At 62.8% G+C, this 14,609-nt stretch carries 24 protein-coding genes; 21 read left to right on the top strand and 3 right to left on the bottom strand.

The genetic code is table 11. The annotated features are described in order from the left end of the window. The first annotated feature begins 30 nt into the window (after positions 1-30). The 12 genes from AC07U4_RS22685 to AC07U4_RS22740 all read left to right on the top strand — a co-directional run bounded on the left by AC07U4_RS22685 (position 31) and on the right by AC07U4_RS22740 (position 7,056). Positions 31-288, top strand: a complete 258-nt coding sequence (locus AC07U4_RS22685; protein WP_495197216.1) for a hypothetical protein — start codon at positions 31-33, stop codon at positions 286-288. A gap of 118 nt (positions 289-406) precedes the next feature. Next, positions 407-829 (top strand): hypothetical protein, encoded by a 423-nt coding sequence (locus AC07U4_RS22690; protein ID WP_495197217.1) that lies wholly within the window; start codon positions 407-409, stop codon positions 827-829. Positions 830-905: 76 nt separating this feature from the next. Continuing rightward, positions 906-2,579, top strand: coding sequence for an ATP-binding protein (locus AC07U4_RS22695; RefSeq protein ID WP_495197218.1), 1,674 nt, complete (start codon positions 906-908; stop codon positions 2,577-2,579). Between the two features lies 1 nt (position 2,580). Next, positions 2,581-3,513, top strand: a complete 933-nt coding sequence (locus tag AC07U4_RS22700; protein ID WP_495197219.1) for a hypothetical protein — start codon at positions 2,581-2,583, stop codon at positions 3,511-3,513. Positions 3,514-3,534: 21 nt separating this feature from the next. Further along, positions 3,535-3,906, top strand: a complete 372-nt coding sequence (locus AC07U4_RS22705; protein WP_495197220.1) for a DUF3768 domain-containing protein — start codon at positions 3,535-3,537, stop codon at positions 3,904-3,906. A 1-nt stretch (position 3,907) separates the two neighbouring features. Then, positions 3,908-4,282: a hypothetical protein gene (locus AC07U4_RS22710; RefSeq protein ID WP_495197221.1), complete on the top strand. Its 375-nt coding sequence runs from the start codon at positions 3,908-3,910 to the stop codon at positions 4,280-4,282. Positions 4,283-4,509: 227 nt separating this feature from the next. Continuing rightward, complete coding sequence (locus AC07U4_RS22715; protein WP_495197222.1) at positions 4,510-4,767, top strand: hypothetical protein; 258 nt, start codon at positions 4,510-4,512, stop codon at positions 4,765-4,767. After that, positions 4,764-5,351: a hypothetical protein gene (locus tag AC07U4_RS22720; protein WP_495197223.1), complete on the top strand. Its 588-nt coding sequence runs from the start codon at positions 4,764-4,766 to the stop codon at positions 5,349-5,351. Before AC07U4_RS22715 ends, AC07U4_RS22720 begins: the two co-directional genes overlap by 4 nt. Next, positions 5,348-5,899 (top strand): hypothetical protein, encoded by a 552-nt coding sequence (locus AC07U4_RS22725; protein WP_495197224.1) that lies wholly within the window; start codon positions 5,348-5,350, stop codon positions 5,897-5,899. The genes AC07U4_RS22720 and AC07U4_RS22725 overlap by 4 nt, the downstream gene beginning before the upstream one ends. A 12-nt stretch (positions 5,900-5,911) precedes the next feature. Then, a complete protein-coding gene (locus AC07U4_RS22730; protein ID WP_495197225.1) occupies positions 5,912-6,214 on the top strand; it encodes a type II toxin-antitoxin system HigB family toxin in 303 nt (100 codons plus the stop codon). 20 nt (positions 6,215-6,234) lie between these two features. After that, the gene (locus AC07U4_RS22735; RefSeq protein WP_495197226.1) at positions 6,235-6,603 is read left to right on the top strand and encodes a helix-turn-helix domain-containing protein; all 369 of its coding nucleotides are present in this window, start codon (positions 6,235-6,237) and stop codon (positions 6,601-6,603) included. Positions 6,604-6,861: 258 nt separating this feature from the next. Further along, on the top strand, positions 6,862-7,056 hold the full coding sequence (locus tag AC07U4_RS22740; RefSeq protein ID WP_495197227.1) for a hypothetical protein: 195 nt from the start codon (positions 6,862-6,864) through the stop codon (positions 7,054-7,056). A gap of 14 nt (positions 7,057-7,070) precedes the next feature. Here AC07U4_RS22740 and AC07U4_RS22745 read toward each other — a convergent pair whose 3' ends face one another. Beyond that, complete coding sequence (locus tag AC07U4_RS22745; protein WP_495197228.1) at positions 7,071-7,559, bottom strand: hypothetical protein; 489 nt, start codon at positions 7,557-7,559, stop codon at positions 7,071-7,073. 137 nt (positions 7,560-7,696) lie between these two features. On the opposite strand from AC07U4_RS22745, the gene AC07U4_RS22750 reads away from it, so the two are divergent. From AC07U4_RS22750 to AC07U4_RS22765, 4 genes are all read left to right on the top strand, one after another. Continuing rightward, complete coding sequence (locus AC07U4_RS22750) at positions 7,697-7,945, top strand: type II toxin-antitoxin system Phd/YefM family antitoxin (RefSeq protein WP_495197229.1); 249 nt, start codon at positions 7,697-7,699, stop codon at positions 7,943-7,945. Further along, positions 7,945-8,379, top strand: coding sequence for a type II toxin-antitoxin system VapC family toxin (locus AC07U4_RS22755; RefSeq protein WP_495197230.1), 435 nt, complete (start codon positions 7,945-7,947; stop codon positions 8,377-8,379). The genes AC07U4_RS22750 and AC07U4_RS22755 overlap by 1 nt, the downstream gene beginning before the upstream one ends. A 254-nt stretch (positions 8,380-8,633) precedes the next feature. Next, a complete protein-coding gene (locus AC07U4_RS22760) occupies positions 8,634-8,891 on the top strand; it encodes a hypothetical protein (RefSeq protein WP_495197231.1) in 258 nt (85 codons plus the stop codon). Between the two features lie 269 nt (positions 8,892-9,160). Further along, positions 9,161-9,577 (top strand): hypothetical protein, encoded by a 417-nt coding sequence (locus tag AC07U4_RS22765; protein ID WP_495197232.1) that lies wholly within the window; start codon positions 9,161-9,163, stop codon positions 9,575-9,577. A gap of 13 nt (positions 9,578-9,590) precedes the next feature. Here AC07U4_RS22765 and AC07U4_RS22770 read toward each other — a convergent pair whose 3' ends face one another. Continuing rightward, a complete protein-coding gene (locus AC07U4_RS22770) occupies positions 9,591-10,073 on the bottom strand; it encodes a DUF4879 domain-containing protein (RefSeq protein ID WP_495197233.1) in 483 nt (160 codons plus the stop codon). Between the two features lie 1,279 nt (positions 10,074-11,352). Between AC07U4_RS22770 and AC07U4_RS22775 the strand changes: the two genes are divergently transcribed. Together AC07U4_RS22775 and AC07U4_RS22780 are read left to right on the top strand one after the other, a co-directional pair. Beyond that, on the top strand, positions 11,353-11,760 hold the full coding sequence (locus tag AC07U4_RS22775) for a response regulator (RefSeq protein WP_495197234.1): 408 nt from the start codon (positions 11,353-11,355) through the stop codon (positions 11,758-11,760). 67 nt (positions 11,761-11,827) lie between these two features. Continuing rightward, positions 11,828-12,073 carry a hypothetical protein gene (locus tag AC07U4_RS22780; protein WP_495197235.1) on the top strand — a complete coding sequence of 82 codons (246 nt, stop codon included), beginning with the start codon at positions 11,828-11,830 and terminating at the stop codon, positions 12,071-12,073. A 184-nt stretch (positions 12,074-12,257) separates the two neighbouring features. Here the strand turns inward: AC07U4_RS22780 and AC07U4_RS22785 are convergent, their stop codons facing one another. Then, positions 12,258-12,656, bottom strand: coding sequence for a hypothetical protein (locus tag AC07U4_RS22785; protein WP_495197236.1), 399 nt, complete (start codon positions 12,654-12,656; stop codon positions 12,258-12,260). 996 nt (positions 12,657-13,652) lie between these two features. Between AC07U4_RS22785 and AC07U4_RS22790 the strand changes: the two genes are divergently transcribed. The 3 genes from AC07U4_RS22790 to AC07U4_RS22800 are packed head-to-tail and all read left to right on the top strand — an operon-like array spanning position 13,653 to position 14,484. Beyond that, positions 13,653-13,892 carry a hypothetical protein gene (locus AC07U4_RS22790; protein ID WP_495197237.1) on the top strand — a complete coding sequence of 80 codons (240 nt, stop codon included), beginning with the start codon at positions 13,653-13,655 and terminating at the stop codon, positions 13,890-13,892. Next, positions 13,889-14,128, top strand: a complete 240-nt coding sequence (locus AC07U4_RS22795; protein WP_495197238.1) for a hypothetical protein — start codon at positions 13,889-13,891, stop codon at positions 14,126-14,128. The genes AC07U4_RS22790 and AC07U4_RS22795 overlap by 4 nt, the downstream gene beginning before the upstream one ends. Continuing rightward, positions 14,125-14,484 carry a hypothetical protein gene (locus tag AC07U4_RS22800; protein WP_495197239.1) on the top strand — a complete coding sequence of 120 codons (360 nt, stop codon included), beginning with the start codon at positions 14,125-14,127 and terminating at the stop codon, positions 14,482-14,484. Before AC07U4_RS22795 ends, AC07U4_RS22800 begins: the two co-directional genes overlap by 4 nt. Positions 14,485-14,609 lie beyond the last annotated feature (125 nt).

Raw genomic sequence — 14,609 nt, forward strand, 5'->3', positions numbered from 1 at the left:
AAAGCTGCACGTCCGGTTCGGAGGGGGGGAGTGGGGTGTCCTCTCGTAGGCGCCACCCTCCCTACCCAACATTACGATACCGGCCGCTTCGTCCGTGCGATCGGCTTCTACCTGACCGACGAGGCGGCGATCGCCGCGGTCAGGCGCGCCAACCGGCTGCTCGAACGTCTCCAGCGCCATCGTCGCAGCGTCGAGTCCGTCCTCTATGCCGGCGGGCGCTACCGCGCCTTTTCCTTCACCGGCCTGCCGCCCGAGCGCTTTCCCGCCGAGCGTCCCCGCTATCGGTGATCGCCGCCTGGCGCTCCGGATCACCAAAGGGTCCATTCATGCACCGTGTCCACCACTTCGCATCGTCCGCGGAGGCCTTGATGAAGGCCCGGTCCGCGAGGGCGATATCCTGGTCATCGTGGCCGAGCGGATCGTCGGCATCGCCTCGACCGACCCCATCGCTGTGACCACCGTGCACGGCGCGCTGAAGGCCTTCCCGCCGATGAGCCGCGAGATGCTGCTCGCCGAACTGGTCCATGACGCGGTTTCGATCGGCCGCGCCGTCGACGAGGCGCTGCGACACCGCTTGCCCGTCGCCGACCAGTTTCTCGGCTTCGCTGGCCCTCCGCATCTGCTGCTGTCGAGCGAGGTGCGGCTGACGCTCAGCCACGACGACATCATGGTGACGACAGACGCGCTCGATCGTCGCACCGCGGCGCTGCGGGAGCGCGCCGACACCGTCGACCCGGAGAGCTCCGAGGGGCTCTTCCTGCGCAAGGCTATCCGTCAACTCGCGCAGGCCCGGGGACGCCTTGGCGACGCCCCGAGGCCGCTCAGGTAGCTCGAGGGGTCAGGAGGGAGGGGGAGGGGACAGGCAGATGTGGGGAATAGCCCCCGCGTGCCGAGAAGGACCTGCCATGCTCCCCGCCACGATCGCCACCAGCGTCGCGCCCGAAACCATCGCGAAGGTCGGAAGGCTGTTCAACGGTTCCGCCCATGACGTGCTAAGCGAGCTGCTCCAGAACGCTCGCCGAGCCGGCGCAACGGCGATCGTCATCACCACCAGCGGCAGCCCTGGCGACCGCTTGCTGCACGTCGTCGACGACGGCAGCGGCATCGCCGATCCGGCCGCGGTCGTGACGCTCGGCCGGTCGGGCTGGTCGGAAGAGACGCGCGTGCGCGAGGATCCTGCCGGCATGGGCGTGTTCAGCCTCGCTGGTCGCGACGTCATCATTCGTTCCTGGTCGCAACCCGAGCGACAGGGTTGGATGGCGCATATTCCGGCCGGCGCATGGGAGAGCAGCCGCCCGATCGCGATCTCCGCCGATCCGATCGACCGCGGGACCGCGATTACGGTGCGGATGCCGGAGGACTGGTCCGAGAAGCTTGGCGAGACGGTTCGCGATGTCGCTCGCCACTATCCGGTGCCGGTGACCTTCGATGGCGAGATCAGTGCGCAGACAGACTGGCTGGCGGATGCGGTCCAGGTGGAGACATGGAACGGCTGCCGGATCGGCGTCTTCCACGAGGAAAGCGCGCAGGACACCTCCCACAGGGCGCGCCTGAACTTTCACGGCGTTACCATCCGCTGCCCGATCGACAGCGTCGGCGAGGTCGGCCGCGGCAAGGTGTGGACGGCGCGCGTCGACATCATCGACTGCCCGGCGATCCAGCTTGTCCTGCCGGCGCGCAAGGAGGCCGTGCAGAATCCGGCGCTGGACGAGCTGCGCGTCGCGGTGCGCACGGCCATCCTTCGCACGATCGCGGCCCAGCCTTCGCATCGTCTCGCCTTCGCCACCTGGTCGGAGGCGATGGCGCTTGGGATCGAGATGCCCGAGGCCGAACCGTATCTCTATGGCTGGATCGCGCCACACGCCGATTGTCACGAGAATTACCTGAGCGGCGTCCGCGTGACGGACCCGTCGATGGTGGTGATGCCCGACGTCGAGGCGCTATTCGCGCAGCCGGCAGCGCTGGCGATTTCCCGCCACTCACCATTTGGCGGCACGCTGGTCGACGAAGAACCGGCCTTTGCCGGCTATGGCTGGTATGACGTCCTCGCGCGCGTCGAGACCATCGGGTTCGACGTGGTGCAGGACGGACGCACTTTCGTATTGGATGCGACGACAAGCGCCCCTGCCGATGCCGATCACGGCTATGTCGACAACCTCGAGCTGATCGCGACGCTCTCCCATGCTGGCGCTTATATCGATGTCCGCTGCGCAGCCGACGTCGCCTTTGCGGCCGACCACGACATGTCCGCGTCCATCGACGATCTTGCGATCTTCGTCCGGCGCGGTGCCGAGCTGGTCGCCGGCGATGTCGTCGATCTCGCTCAGCGCGCCGCCTTCGACCCGGCGACCGACAGCGACGCCGACAGCTACGAAACGCAGCGCGATCGCTTCCTGCGCGACGCGACCGACCGCGTCGTCGGCGTCCTTGAGGGCAACGATGCCGCGATCGAGGTCAGGATACGCGCGTTGCTCGCCTCACATCGATGGCTGGTCCCAGCGGACCGAACGGTGACGATCACCATGACCAGGGACGAACTGGCCGTCGTGGTTTCCGAACGCACGCCCGAGGCCGAGTGACATGGACGGTCCTCCGCCCCCTCCTGTCGTCCTCGCCTACGGCGTCGGCGTCGACAGCACCGCCCTCCTGATCGAGAAGGTTGCGCGCGGCGAAAGGATTGATCTGGTCCTGACCGCCGACACCGCGGTCGAGAAGCCGGCGACCTATGCCTATCTCGACGTCATCCGGCCGTGGATGGACGCGCGCGGCATTTGTCACGAGATCGTCACCTACATCCCCAAGCGGTTCAAACATTGGCCGCCCTACTACGGGCTGCTGGAGATGTGCCTGACCAACGCGACGCTGCCGAGCAAGAGCCTTGGCGGATCGAGCTGCTCGCTCAAATACAAGAAGGCCCCGCAAGATGCCTTCCTCGCCACCTGGCAGCCCGCGATCGATGCGTGGAGCCGCGGGCAGCGGGTCAGACGCCTGATCGGCTATGATGCCGGTCCACGGGATACCCTGCGCGCCAACCATGCGCTGTCGATCGACGATCCGCTGTACGAGTGCGAGTACCCGCTGCGGGAATGGGGCTGGGATCGCGACGCCTGCACAGCCCGGATCGTCGCGGAGGGCTTGCCCGTGCCCCCGAAGAGTGCGTGCTGGCTGTGCATTGCCAACCAGCCCCAAGAGATCCGCGACCTGCCGCGCTGGTGCCTGCGCCTGATCGTGCTGGTCGAGGCGCGCGCCGCACCGCGACTGCACACAGTCGAGGGTCTATGGCGCAAGGGTACCAAGGCCCGCCCAGGCCGGATGACCGACTTCATCCGCAACGAGGGGCTGCTCCCGGCGCGCGAGGTCGATCGCATCTGGAACACGGCGCCGACCGACCTGATCCGCTTCCAGGACGTCGCCGCCTCGATCCCGATCGAGGACCGCCCGACGATGCGGGACTGGATCGACCGCTTCAACGCCGGCGTCTCCGCGGCCGAGCGCCCGCTGCTCGCCGCCTGATCGAACCGCAAGGAACCTGACATGACTGAAGCGTCCACGCTGGCGAGCCTCGACGCACGTCTAGAGACGATCGCCCGTCTCAATGACCGTTGCCGGCAAGGGCTCGACCGTACCGCCCGGATCAACATGACCAGCACCTGCCTTGGCACGTTCGCCGACGACCGCGCAGGCGAGATCGTCGCTCAGGCCGAAATCCTCGCCTTGTTGCGCACGCATCGTTTCAGCGATGCCGAGGCCGGAGAGCGAAACCGCGGCAGCTTCGAGTACCGGGGCACGACGGTCTATTTCTCCATCGACTATTACGATGCCGCGATGGAGTTCGGCTCGGAAGATCCCGCCGACGCAAGCCAGACGCGGCGCGTGCTGACGATCATGCTGCGCGGCGACCTCTGACGTGCCGGCGCTGTTCCGGCCGAGCGCTGCCGAGCGTCGCCGCATCCGCGAGGCGGCCGCGTGCGAGGCTCGCATGGAGGTTGCCTCCGTCATCCTTCAACTCGGTCAACGCCGCAGCCTGACCGGGCGCGGCAGCGCGTTCAACATTGCCGAGATCAGTGATGACCCGGCGTTCGCGGATACCGACTTCGACGACGAATATGCGCCGTGGAGCGCTTTCGCCGACGGTGTCGCGCTGACCGCGGACGGCAAGGGCATCTTCGACCTCGCGATCCGCCGACGCGGCGATCCCGACCACGACCTGCAGGGTCACGTCACGGTCTATGTCGGGGACCGCGTGGTCACCCGGGTTTGCAGCTGCGACACGGAATACTGACGTGGCGCTCGCTCTTCTCGCCCTGCTGCAACCTGCACCCCTCGATCGCCTCTGGGAGGCGGAGAAGAGTGGGTGGCGGTGTTTCGTGATGGGCAATGACCATCCAGCATACCGGAAGGGATCGCGCCTGCGTGCCGCCTGGCAGCGCGGATACGATGCTGCCGCCCGGTCGAACGATCCTGAGGGCCTGATGCTCTGACGCACGGCCTTCCCGACGGAGACGCGATATGGCCAGAGACGATCCACGGCGCGCGCGGCACGCGCGGCCTGAGGTGCGGAACCCCGTGATGGCGCTGCCGGCCGCGGCGCGCATCAAGAACCTGCACCCGGCGGTTCGCGCCGAGCTGCGGGCGCTCCTCCTCGATCTTCGCCGCGACGCGCAGATCCGTGCCGAGGAGTGCTGGCGCCGGCACAAGGCGCCGATGGCCACCTATTGGAAGGTCGTGTCGGTCTATGCCGGCCACGTCGCCCGGGTGCTGCGATGACCTACAACCCGCGCATCGCCACCGTCTCCGAGGCCGAATACGCCGAGCTCATGGCGATCGTCCGCCATAAGGAGGAACCACGGCCGCTCAGCAACGACGATCGCTGGCGCGCGGATTATGCCGAGGAGCAGCGCCGGCGACGGGTCGTCGGCTATCAGCAGGACCTCTTCACCAGCACCGCTATCACCCACTATCGTCGCAGCCCCGCCGCGCCGATCGTCGAGCGCCCGCCGGTTGAGACGGTCGCGGCCAAGCTGGAGCGGATCAAGGGCGACCCGTTCGCCACCTTCGGTCCGCCACGCAGCGACCGGCCATCGATCCTGACTGAGCGGCAGCGGCGCACGATCGCTCGCAATGCCGCCAACTGGCTGAACGTGCGGCAGCGGGTGACGCTGGTCAATGCTCCAGGCTCCGTCGATCCCGCCTTTGGCATCCAGCGCTACCTCGGACGGCATGGGGTCATCTGGCGGCTATGTGGGTCGACCTTCGCGGACCATTGCTACGTCTTCTTCGATGCTGTCGGTGCTGAACGCACCGCGAAGATCCACATGGTCGAGGTGCGCGACTTGGCGCCGCTGCCATGAGCGTCCGGCAACTCGACCTCTTCGATGGCGATCGCCAGCCACCGCGGTCGCCGAGGCCGGAGCGCGCCTACCGCCCGGAGGAAAGGGGGAAGGCCAAGGCGTTCGCATGGGAGAGCATGGGCGCGTGGGTCCGGCACATGCACCGCCTGTTCGCGATCGAGAGCCCCAGTAGCGACCACTATGCCCGTACCCGCGAAACCGCACGCGGGCTGACGATCGAGCGTGTTCGCGAATGCCGGCACGACGACGATCTGGCCCGCTGCGAGGCCATGCTGGTCGAGGCACAGTCCGGTTGGCTCTACGGCCTCGAGCGCGCCTTTACACGCGCCGAGCGGGGCGCGCTGTTGGTCGAGGTGCGCAACCGGCGTCACCTGCTCGCTATTGGCCGGACAACCGCAAAGCCAAAAGGACGTCGGTTCGATCTAGCGCGGATGCCGGATCCCGTTCTTCTGCGCCTGATCCAGACGCACAAGGACGTTGGATTGGTCGAGGCTCTACGCGCCGAACGGCAACGCCGCGTTTTCGTTGCTTCCCATGGTGGGAAATGATAGGTGCCAGCAATGAGGATCATCGCCAGGAACAGGTTGATAGCGTTCTGGGAGAAGCACCCTCGTACTGAGGCGTCGCTGAGGCACTGGCACGAGGTGGCTGCGACCGCGACCTGGGAAAGCCCTCTGGATGTCGTCGAGGACTTCTCGAAGGCGAAGTCACTGAATGGCGAACGAGTACGTTTCGAGGTCGCCGGCGGGGACTATCGCATGATCGTCGCATTCGACTGGGGTCGGTCGATCGCGTTCATCAAGTTTCTCGGCACCCATGCGGAATACGACAGGATCGATGCTTTGACGGTGAGCCTGTTCTGATGATTGAAGGAGATGGTGCGATGCACATCCGGCCCATTCGAACCGACGAGGATCACGAGGCGGCACTGCGTGAGATCGAGACGCTGTGGGGTTCGCCGGACGGCTCCGAGGCCGGGGATCGGCTCGACGTTCTTGTGACGCTGGTCGAGACCTATGAACAGCGCCGCTGGGTCATCGAACCTCTGGATCCGGTGGATGCGATCAAGGCGGCGATGGAGATGAACGGTTATACCCGCGCGCAGTTCGCGGCACTGATCGGACAGTCACGAGCCACCGAGGTACTGAGCCGTCGTCGCGCCCTCACCCTTCCGATGATCCGGAAGATCGCCGGCGCATGGCACGTCCCCGAGCGGGTGCTGGTTCAGGACTATGCTCTGGCGAAGGCATAGCCGTATACGCCAGCCTCATCTGCGAAAACGGGGCCGGAACCGATAGCAGCGGTCCCGACCCCGTCGATCGAAGGATCCTCCGTCGAAACGGTGGATAGACTGGTTCAACGCATTCGCGTCGAATCCGGTCCGCGACCCTCTCTATAGGGATCGTCATCAATATTCCATGAACGAGGCCGTTGGCCCGTTCCACCCGCCATTGGGCACACCACCCGAAGGACTTCACCCGAAGGACATCAACCCCGAAGGGACATCAACATGACCGTCATCGCACTATCGGCACGCCGCGGTTCGCTCGCTTCATTCGAGAACGCCTACGCCGTCGCGATCCAGCTTCGCGAGACCACCGGGGTCGACCAGTTCGTGGTCCGCACCGACAATCCCATTCAGCCCTTTCGTGTCTCCCGGTGTCGGCCACATCACCCGGAACATCTTCTCGCCCTGGTCGCCTGACCGGGCGAGGATCGTCAGCCCTTGACCGTCATGTTGGCCAGGAGCTGCGCGGCGGTGTAGCTCTCACAGAGGTCCGCGTTCGTCGCATAGACCACTGGCAGCTTCTGCTCGCGCGTCACCAGGCACATGCGCCCACGGCGATAGGTCAGGCTCTTCAGCCAGCACAGATCCTCATGCGCCTGCTCGAACGGCGTGTCGTACAGCAGATACCACAGCCGCATCTGGAAGGGGTTCTGCGTGCTCAGGATCTCGGCAAGATCGCGGCTACCCTCGCCATCGGTCACGCCGTTACCGACATCAGCCGCCAGCGTCTCGTAGGCCTCCTGCATCTCCGTGATCGCGAGATAGGCAAGGTCGAGCCCGATCCCGATCGTGGCGCCTGCCAGCACCCGGCGATCGGCCGAGATGACCGGATCGCCGTTCTCGTTCTTCTCGTTGTTGTTCAGCACGTCGTAGAGCGGCAGATCGTAATCATACCCCCGCATCGCATCCTGTACCTTCATCATGTCCTCCTTCGGGTGAGGTCGCGGATCGCCTGAAACATGACAGCGCCGGCAGGACCGACGCCGCGGCGGACATTGACAAATCCGCGTCCTGCGGCAATGTCTGAACGTCACGACATTGAAGGTCAAGCCGCTCCATGCAAACTTTTTCCAGTCGCGACTTCCAGCGCGAGCCGGGCCGCATCAAGCGCGCCGCGGTCGATGGTCCGGTCATCATCACCGAACGCGGGAGGCCGATCATCGCGGTCATGCCGTTCGCCGAATACGAGCGGCTGAAAGCACCACCCGGCAACATCCTCGACGCGCTCGACATGGACGAGGTCGGCGACATCGAGATCGACTTCAGCCGGCCGGCATCGTTGCCGCGACCAGCGGTCTTCGACTGATGTACCTGCTGGACACCAACGTCCTGTCCGAGCTGCGCAGGCGCCGCAGTGGCAAGATCGATCCCGCCGTCGAGGCGTGGGCCGGCAGCGTCGACCAGGCCGACATGTACCTCTCGGTCATCACGATCATGGAGGTCGAGCTCGGCATCGCTTTGCTGGAGCGGCGCGATCCTCGCCAGGCCGGCGTGCTGCGCCTCTGGCTGCACGACAAGGTCATGGCCGCCTTTGCCGGTCGCATCCTGTCGATCGACGCCGCAATCGCGCTGCGCTGCGCGCGGCTGCACGTCCCGGAGACCAAGAGCGAGCGGGATACCTGGATTGCTGCAACCGGCCTTGAGCACGATCTGACGGTCGTGACCCGCAACCTGTCGGACTTTGCCGGCACCGGCGTCCTGCTGCTCGATCCATGGACCATGGTCGCGCCTGCGACCTGATGTTTCGGGATCGTTAACCCGCATCCGGTAAAACAGAAGTCCGTACCTGCGACAGGATGGCCCAATGAACGCGCCGGATGCATCGATCGCCATTCCCGATAACAGGCGTCGTAGGTGCGACGTCGCTCTGAACCTCATGACCATGGCGCTCGCGTTGCTCGATCGCGAAGGCGGTGACGCGGGCATCATTGCCTGTCATCTTCAGGAAGCGATCGATCTTCGGATCGCGCGGAACGAATCAAGGGAGGTCGACCGTGGCAGAGCTAACCGACAACGAAACCCAGTGGATCAAGGCAGCGGCATCGGCCTTCCTCGCGATCCGCGTCGCGACGCAATCCCCGCCTGACGGCGATCAGATCCGCGATATCTACTTCCTCGCCGATGCACTCCATAACATCGGCATGGCCGGCACCGGCAATACGATGTTCGCCGACCTGCATACGCCAGAGGACCTGGTTGAGGTCGACCGCGTCTCCCGACGGCTGATGCATAGCTATAGCGGCCTGCAATGATGATCGCTCTGGCGCGCAATAAAGGGCGGGTTTCCGCGCACCTTGGCTGAGACGGATAGGTTCGCCCGACGCACATTCCGTGAGACGCAGCGCACGATCGGTGAGACGGACGCACATTGTTGATCCGCTAGCGCAAGATAGGTTTTCGCAATCGGCGTTGACTCGTTTGCTATTGATTAACCTCAATCGCCTATTCCTGAGCAGGTCTACATCAGGCAGGGTGCCAAAGGCATATGCAAGTTTCATCTACAGGCGCGAGCCCATATCAGTTGACCGCGCAGCGCCACGGCACTTCAGGTGCAACGGGTTTCGCTGATCTCATTGCGTCCGCTAGTAAGGGTGAAGCTGCGGCGTCGACCAGAACGGTCAGCACGTCACGTTCTGAGGCTACGGCGGTGCCTAATTATCAAAATATGACCGTCGCCGATTTCATGGATCGGTCTAGCGCGATGTATCAAAGGGGGGAGATAGACTTTGACACGCTAGGCGTTATGCAGATTAATGCGCACATGGCTGCTGCAAATGCGCCTGAGAATGCCACATTCGACTTCACCGCAAAATTCAAGTCACTAATGGACTTTGAAACTCAATCTGGGCACCGGTCTAGTTCTCTGTCTGGATACAAGATTTACGAGAACATCTTGTCAAAGATCGCTGCGCAGACAGGCGTCAACCGGATCGGCTGACGCCCGCGCGGTACTATCTGATATTGATTGATGTATTGCGCGTAGTGTTGGGGAACACAAGCGACGTTGCTTGGAACGTAAACGACCCCGATTGATAGCCGTCAGCGTTATAATATACCAGATACCCCGTGATGGTGCCTCCGCTAGTTGGGCACGCTTGCGGTGTTGACGTACTGGTGCCGCACAGAGGCTGCTCGATATATGCGTTCGGAAGCTGCGTGCCGTTCATCTTGGCAATGCGTGACGAGGTGTTGGCATAGCCCTGTTCCCATACGACTACACGCAATGCGGCCCCACCGTGGTCTGACGTGGTGCTGAACGCACCTTGAGGTTGAACCTCGTAGTTGCCGCCGTTATACTGCGACGATCCGACCGCATAGACGACGACCTTGGACAGCGGCGGAGCAGGCGCTCGCGGCTGAATGGTTCGATTGCCGGTGGTTCCAGACTTAACGCTCAGCGGGGCCAGCTGGACGCCCCCCCCCCGGCCCGCCACTCGCCTCCGGCGATGCCTGCGCGAAGGCTCCTGAGGCAGCGCTGAGCATCGTCAACGCGATAAGCGACTTTGCCGTTCTCATCGTCACATCTCCCGAATGCTTCTACACGAAAACCCGCAGAACGAGATTAGTACCGGATTAGTCAGCCCTGCGGGCCTGTTGCAGCGGATGCCGGTCAGATGGCATTATCGGCGCGAACCGCCGAATAGCGTCACCGAATCGACTACTTCTACAACGGGCGTCATCATATGAAGCTGAGCCGTTACAAGCTAGCGACCTTCATCATCCCCGGTACCGGGGCACTTTTTTTTACATTCATTTTGGCGCAATCGCATCATAATGACAGAACGACCTTAGGGGCCGTTACTGTCATCTCTGGCGCTAGACCAGACGCGCTTTCTACACCGCTAGCGTCGAAATATCCGCAGGTCAGGAACATCGCTACTCAAGCTACCGAATCGCTTACAGGGCCAACCGAGCCAGTGCGCCAACTGCATGACTCGATCGCTGCCGAAGAACAGGACCAAAGGTGGGCGGCTGATGTTAAAAGGGATGTTGCAGATATCGTAGCGCGCGTGCCTTACATATCCTCTGACCATCTTCTACGGTGCGGCACGATACGCTGCGAACTCTCGGTAGCAATGCAGCCAGGAATAAGCGCAGAGAATGCCAGCTATGTGACCAGCCGCTTCTACTTGCTCCCAGACACAGGCCAGACACACCATATCCAAGTCGAGGGCGTATTTCCTTCCAGTGACAATGTTAGCTCTCTGCGCAAGCTAACCATCATCTACATGCGTGCTGCACAATAAGTACCAAGCTGAAGCTTGATCATTAATATCGCATTATGGCCAACGAAGCAGCACTATCTACCAACGGCATCAGAAAAACGGCCGGTTTTCTGGTGACGGACGATACTGGCCAGTGGGACGCACCGCGCGACCAGAAAACCCGTTGCGGCAAACAACACCAGCTTGGCCGTGCTGGATCGGCTATTCTCGCACTGCTCGCGCCAGCGGATCAGCAATGTGCGTCCGTCTCACCGACTTAGCGCTACGTCTCAACGATCGTGCGCCCGCCGCGCCGATCCGTCCCAAACAATGTGCGTCCGAAACCGGCCTTTATTGCGCCTCCGGCCGATCATCATTGCAAGCCGCTACACATAGCGTGCATCGCACGCCGCCCAAGAGATTATCGATGATCGAAGGTCTTCTGCGCTCAAAGGCGTAATCTACCCGGGCGACGGGACCGTTCGATGGATTGGCGGGTTTTTGCGCCATGACGACTTCGACCGTTCCCTGCGCCCTGGCCGTAGACGATGATCCCATCATCCTCATGGATATCTGCGGTATCCTGGAAGACGCGGGTTTCCGTTGTCATTCGGTGGATGATGGTGACGCTGCGAAGGATCTGCTTCCGGATCATGCCGACGGCATCACGCTTCTCTTCTCGGATGTCGAAATGCCCGGCGATACCGATGGGTTTGCCCTCGCGCGCCTTGTCGCCGAACACTGGCCGCATATTGAGATCGTCATCGCCAGCGGCCGCATCAAACCCGGCGACGGCGATATGCCGGAGAAGGCGACGTTCATTGGCAAACCGTTCTCGGCGTCGCTGATCCATGAGCACCTTCGCGAGAAGCTACCCGACGGGAAGAAGCCCGAGCCGTTGAAGAACGCAGTCTGACCGCAGGGCAGCTATTGCCGGCTTCCTCCGAACGTCTATGCTCGCGGCTCAAACGGAGCTTCGGTCGATGAATGACGATCCCTTGCGGTTCCACCTGCGCGAAACCTTCTCACGGCGCTCGATGGTTCGGGAGGCAGTCGCAATGACTGAGTTTCTGATATTCGGTGGCGCCCTGTTCTGGCTTTTCACTTCCGAGCACGGCCAGCATCTCTGGGTATGGTTTGCCGTGGGCTTCCCCCTCCTGTTCGCCTACATTTTTATCGGTGGCTACATTCGGAAACGGCTTGGCCTGATGGTCGATAACGCCCGCTGACGGCGACATACGCGCAGCTTCCGGACCGTTGCGGTGTCGCCCCGGTGTCACGAGTACCGAGATAGCGCCACTCACTGAGCACTTGCATCATTCCGTTCGCAGGTGCAGCATGGCGACGCCTTTCAGGCATCCTCTCCTAAAACTTATCGGGCCGGCTCACGCCGGCCCTTTTTTGTTGCCGCTATCACCGTCTCAGCCGTTCGGCGAGATACCGGCGCTCCATGTCGATCTGATCTTCCATCATTACCCAGATCAACCGAGCTGCACCACAATAACCAGCCCAGTCCGCCTGGATCGTCTCGGATGTCCAAATCGCGATATGATCGCATGATATCTGACGCTTGGCCGTGAATTTGCACTGCAATGCTGATAGCTCTGCCCGTAAATCGACATCCCCATCCTTGACCAGATGCGGGACGACGACCTCGGCGACGAACGCAGATCGCGCCAGGCTTGCGCTACCTAGCGACGTTCGGGCTACGGCGAGATCGCTGATGTTTGGAACCGGCGCCGCGCAATGAAAGCGGATCTGGTCCAGCCCCGCCTCGATTCTTCGGTGATGCTCCTCCAGGGCGTCGAGCATCGCTTCCCCATCCATCTACATGAATCCTTTCATGCCGGGCGATGTCAGACGAGCAGACACTTCGGCGCGCTGGCAGATCGAAAGCCATCGCAGCGTTAGCGCCGCCAAGTCTCACTTCACTCCCGGACACGCGCTTGATCGGCTTCGACTCGATTCTTGTCCCGCGGATGCTGCCCGACAGCACCCTGCCTTTATCAACGCACAAGCCGAATCTTCGACTCAAGCCAAGAGTAAAATCTCGCGTCGAAAGCACAGCAGTTGACGCGATACCCAATATAGGACCACCACCTCTGACGCACTGGAACATAGGGCTCGGCGGCAAGGGAGATAACGTATTTTATTGATAGCATCGAACGAGTTTACACGACTAATATTACGGCGTTGGGCGCTTCGCACTCTCTGACAGGACCTGTGTCCTATCCGGCTAAGCCTTTGGTTCTGTCTGCTCAGGCCAAGTCTAATATCGATTTGCATAGGAGGCCGACTCCGCCCGCAACCAGCAAGGTAGTCGTCGCCGCGCCGACGCTCGTTTCGGCCAATCTCAGCAGGCGAAGGCGCTGCGATCCAAGCGCCGGGACAAGCGCAAGGCTACGACTGAGCTCCGTAGGGGCGCAAAGGCTGTTCAGGTACGCGAGCAATACGATCGAGCACCCACCGGCGCCAATTGACACGGGACCAACGCTATCCAGCGCTGAGCTCACCACGCCGGCAACGACCATGGACAGCGAAAGGGCGGAGAGGCCAAGGCTCATCCGCAGTACCGCTGCGGCTTCGCGTTCCGCCTCGGGCAGAGGCACATCAGTCGGACGACGTCTCGCACACAGTACCAGGCGCTCGAACGCAGACGGCATCGTGCTAAACCGATTGTGTTTGTCGCGTCTCACCTGTGGCATGAGGGGCCGCATCACACACCACGACCGCTATGAACAGCACCGCTTCGGCCATGGAGATCGTATGACGTCCTCACCGCATCGTCCCGCACTCATGATCGCTTCGGTGACCGCCGTCACGCTGATGGGCGTCGTACTGGCCGGCATGTATCTGCCTGTCGACGGCAAAGAGAGCCATGCGGCCCAGGTGTTGTCCAGGACCGGTCCGCATGGCGCTGCCGCCTACCGGAACGCCACCTCTGACGGCGTCCTTACCGCCAATGACATGCGCAAGATCCGCGAAGCCTCAGGCGTCGACCTCGACCAGCCCGGGGCGCTCCTGAAATCCGCGGAAGGCAGGCAGTGAACGCCGAGCCGTTCTCCCCGGCATCAGTCGAGCCTTCCGTTCGCGACGTGATCGAGGCCATCGGCGGACTGGCTGCGGTCTTCGCCGTGCACCTAGATCGCGAAGGTGTCGCCAGTACCGCCGAGATCGCCAGCCACCTCGGGGGATTTGCCACCATAACGGATGAAACCTCTCCCATCGCGGGCGCCATCCTCACCTATTGGAGTGAGGTTATCGAACAAGCGATCACCCCTTGATCGAACCGCGACGCATGCATCCCGGCACACCCCTGACGACGAAAGCGAAGAACACCATGGTCAATCGCGGTCACCAGCACGGATCGGGTTCGTTACTCGATCTCGCGCGCGACGCCCAGCGCATCGCCGATCGCTTCACCTGGCTGCGCCTCTTCGTCTTCGCCGCCATGTTCATGCAGCTGAGCCGCGCCTACGTCCTCACCGGGGACATCGACAGCCTCACCTACATCGCACTCTGGTTCGCCGCCATGGTCGGCTGCTGGACGGCATCAGGCTGGCTCCTTGACCTGCCGCGCCTTCTCTTCCCGGGCGTGAGCGCCTTCCAGCATCTGCGTCGCCCAGCTCCCCGCGTATAGTCGCTGTGCTCAGCTAGAGGGATGCGATCGACAGGACGGCTGGCGGGCATCTGATCGCGTGTCATCGAACCAACCTACCGGTCCTTCGTTTACCCAGGACCGAAAAGGTCCTATGTTCGAGCAAT

Source organism: Sphingomonas sp. GW821-FHT02B09, from assembly GCF_059421875.1.

What these genes read in the sequence shown, in the direction of transcription:
- AC07U4_RS22740 (WP_495197227.1), top strand. Translation starts at nt 6,862, where the DNA reads ATGACCGTCATCGCACTATCGGCACGCCGCGGTTCGCTCGCTTCATTC.
- AC07U4_RS22725 (WP_495197224.1), top strand. Translation starts at nt 5,348, where the DNA reads ATGAGCGTCCGGCAACTCGACCTCTTCGATGGCGATCGCCAGCCACCG.
- AC07U4_RS22750 (WP_495197229.1), top strand. Translation starts at nt 7,697, where the DNA reads ATGCAAACTTTTTCCAGTCGCGACTTCCAGCGCGAGCCGGGCCGCATC.
- AC07U4_RS22780 (WP_495197235.1), top strand. Translation starts at nt 11,828, where the DNA reads ATGAATGACGATCCCTTGCGGTTCCACCTGCGCGAAACCTTCTCACGG.
- AC07U4_RS22705 (WP_495197220.1), top strand. Translation starts at nt 3,535, where the DNA reads ATGACTGAAGCGTCCACGCTGGCGAGCCTCGACGCACGTCTAGAGACG.
- AC07U4_RS22775 (WP_495197234.1), top strand. Translation starts at nt 11,353, where the DNA reads ATGACGACTTCGACCGTTCCCTGCGCCCTGGCCGTAGACGATGATCCC.
- AC07U4_RS22755 (WP_495197230.1), top strand. Translation starts at nt 7,945, where the DNA reads ATGTACCTGCTGGACACCAACGTCCTGTCCGAGCTGCGCAGGCGCCGC.
- AC07U4_RS22695 (WP_495197218.1), top strand. Translation starts at nt 906, where the DNA reads ATGCTCCCCGCCACGATCGCCACCAGCGTCGCGCCCGAAACCATCGCG.
- AC07U4_RS22700 (WP_495197219.1), top strand. Translation starts at nt 2,581, where the DNA reads ATGGACGGTCCTCCGCCCCCTCCTGTCGTCCTCGCCTACGGCGTCGGC.
- AC07U4_RS22730 (WP_495197225.1), top strand. Translation starts at nt 5,912, where the DNA reads ATGAGGATCATCGCCAGGAACAGGTTGATAGCGTTCTGGGAGAAGCAC.
- AC07U4_RS22785 (WP_495197236.1), bottom strand. Translation starts at nt 12,656, where the DNA reads ATGCTCGACGCCCTGGAGGAGCATCACCGAAGAATCGAGGCGGGGCTG.
- AC07U4_RS22720 (WP_495197223.1), top strand. Translation starts at nt 4,764, where the DNA reads ATGACCTACAACCCGCGCATCGCCACCGTCTCCGAGGCCGAATACGCC.
- AC07U4_RS22715 (WP_495197222.1), top strand. Translation starts at nt 4,510, where the DNA reads ATGGCCAGAGACGATCCACGGCGCGCGCGGCACGCGCGGCCTGAGGTG.
- AC07U4_RS22735 (WP_495197226.1), top strand. Translation starts at nt 6,235, where the DNA reads ATGCACATCCGGCCCATTCGAACCGACGAGGATCACGAGGCGGCACTG.
- AC07U4_RS22745 (WP_495197228.1), bottom strand. Translation starts at nt 7,559, where the DNA reads ATGAAGGTACAGGATGCGATGCGGGGGTATGATTACGATCTGCCGCTC.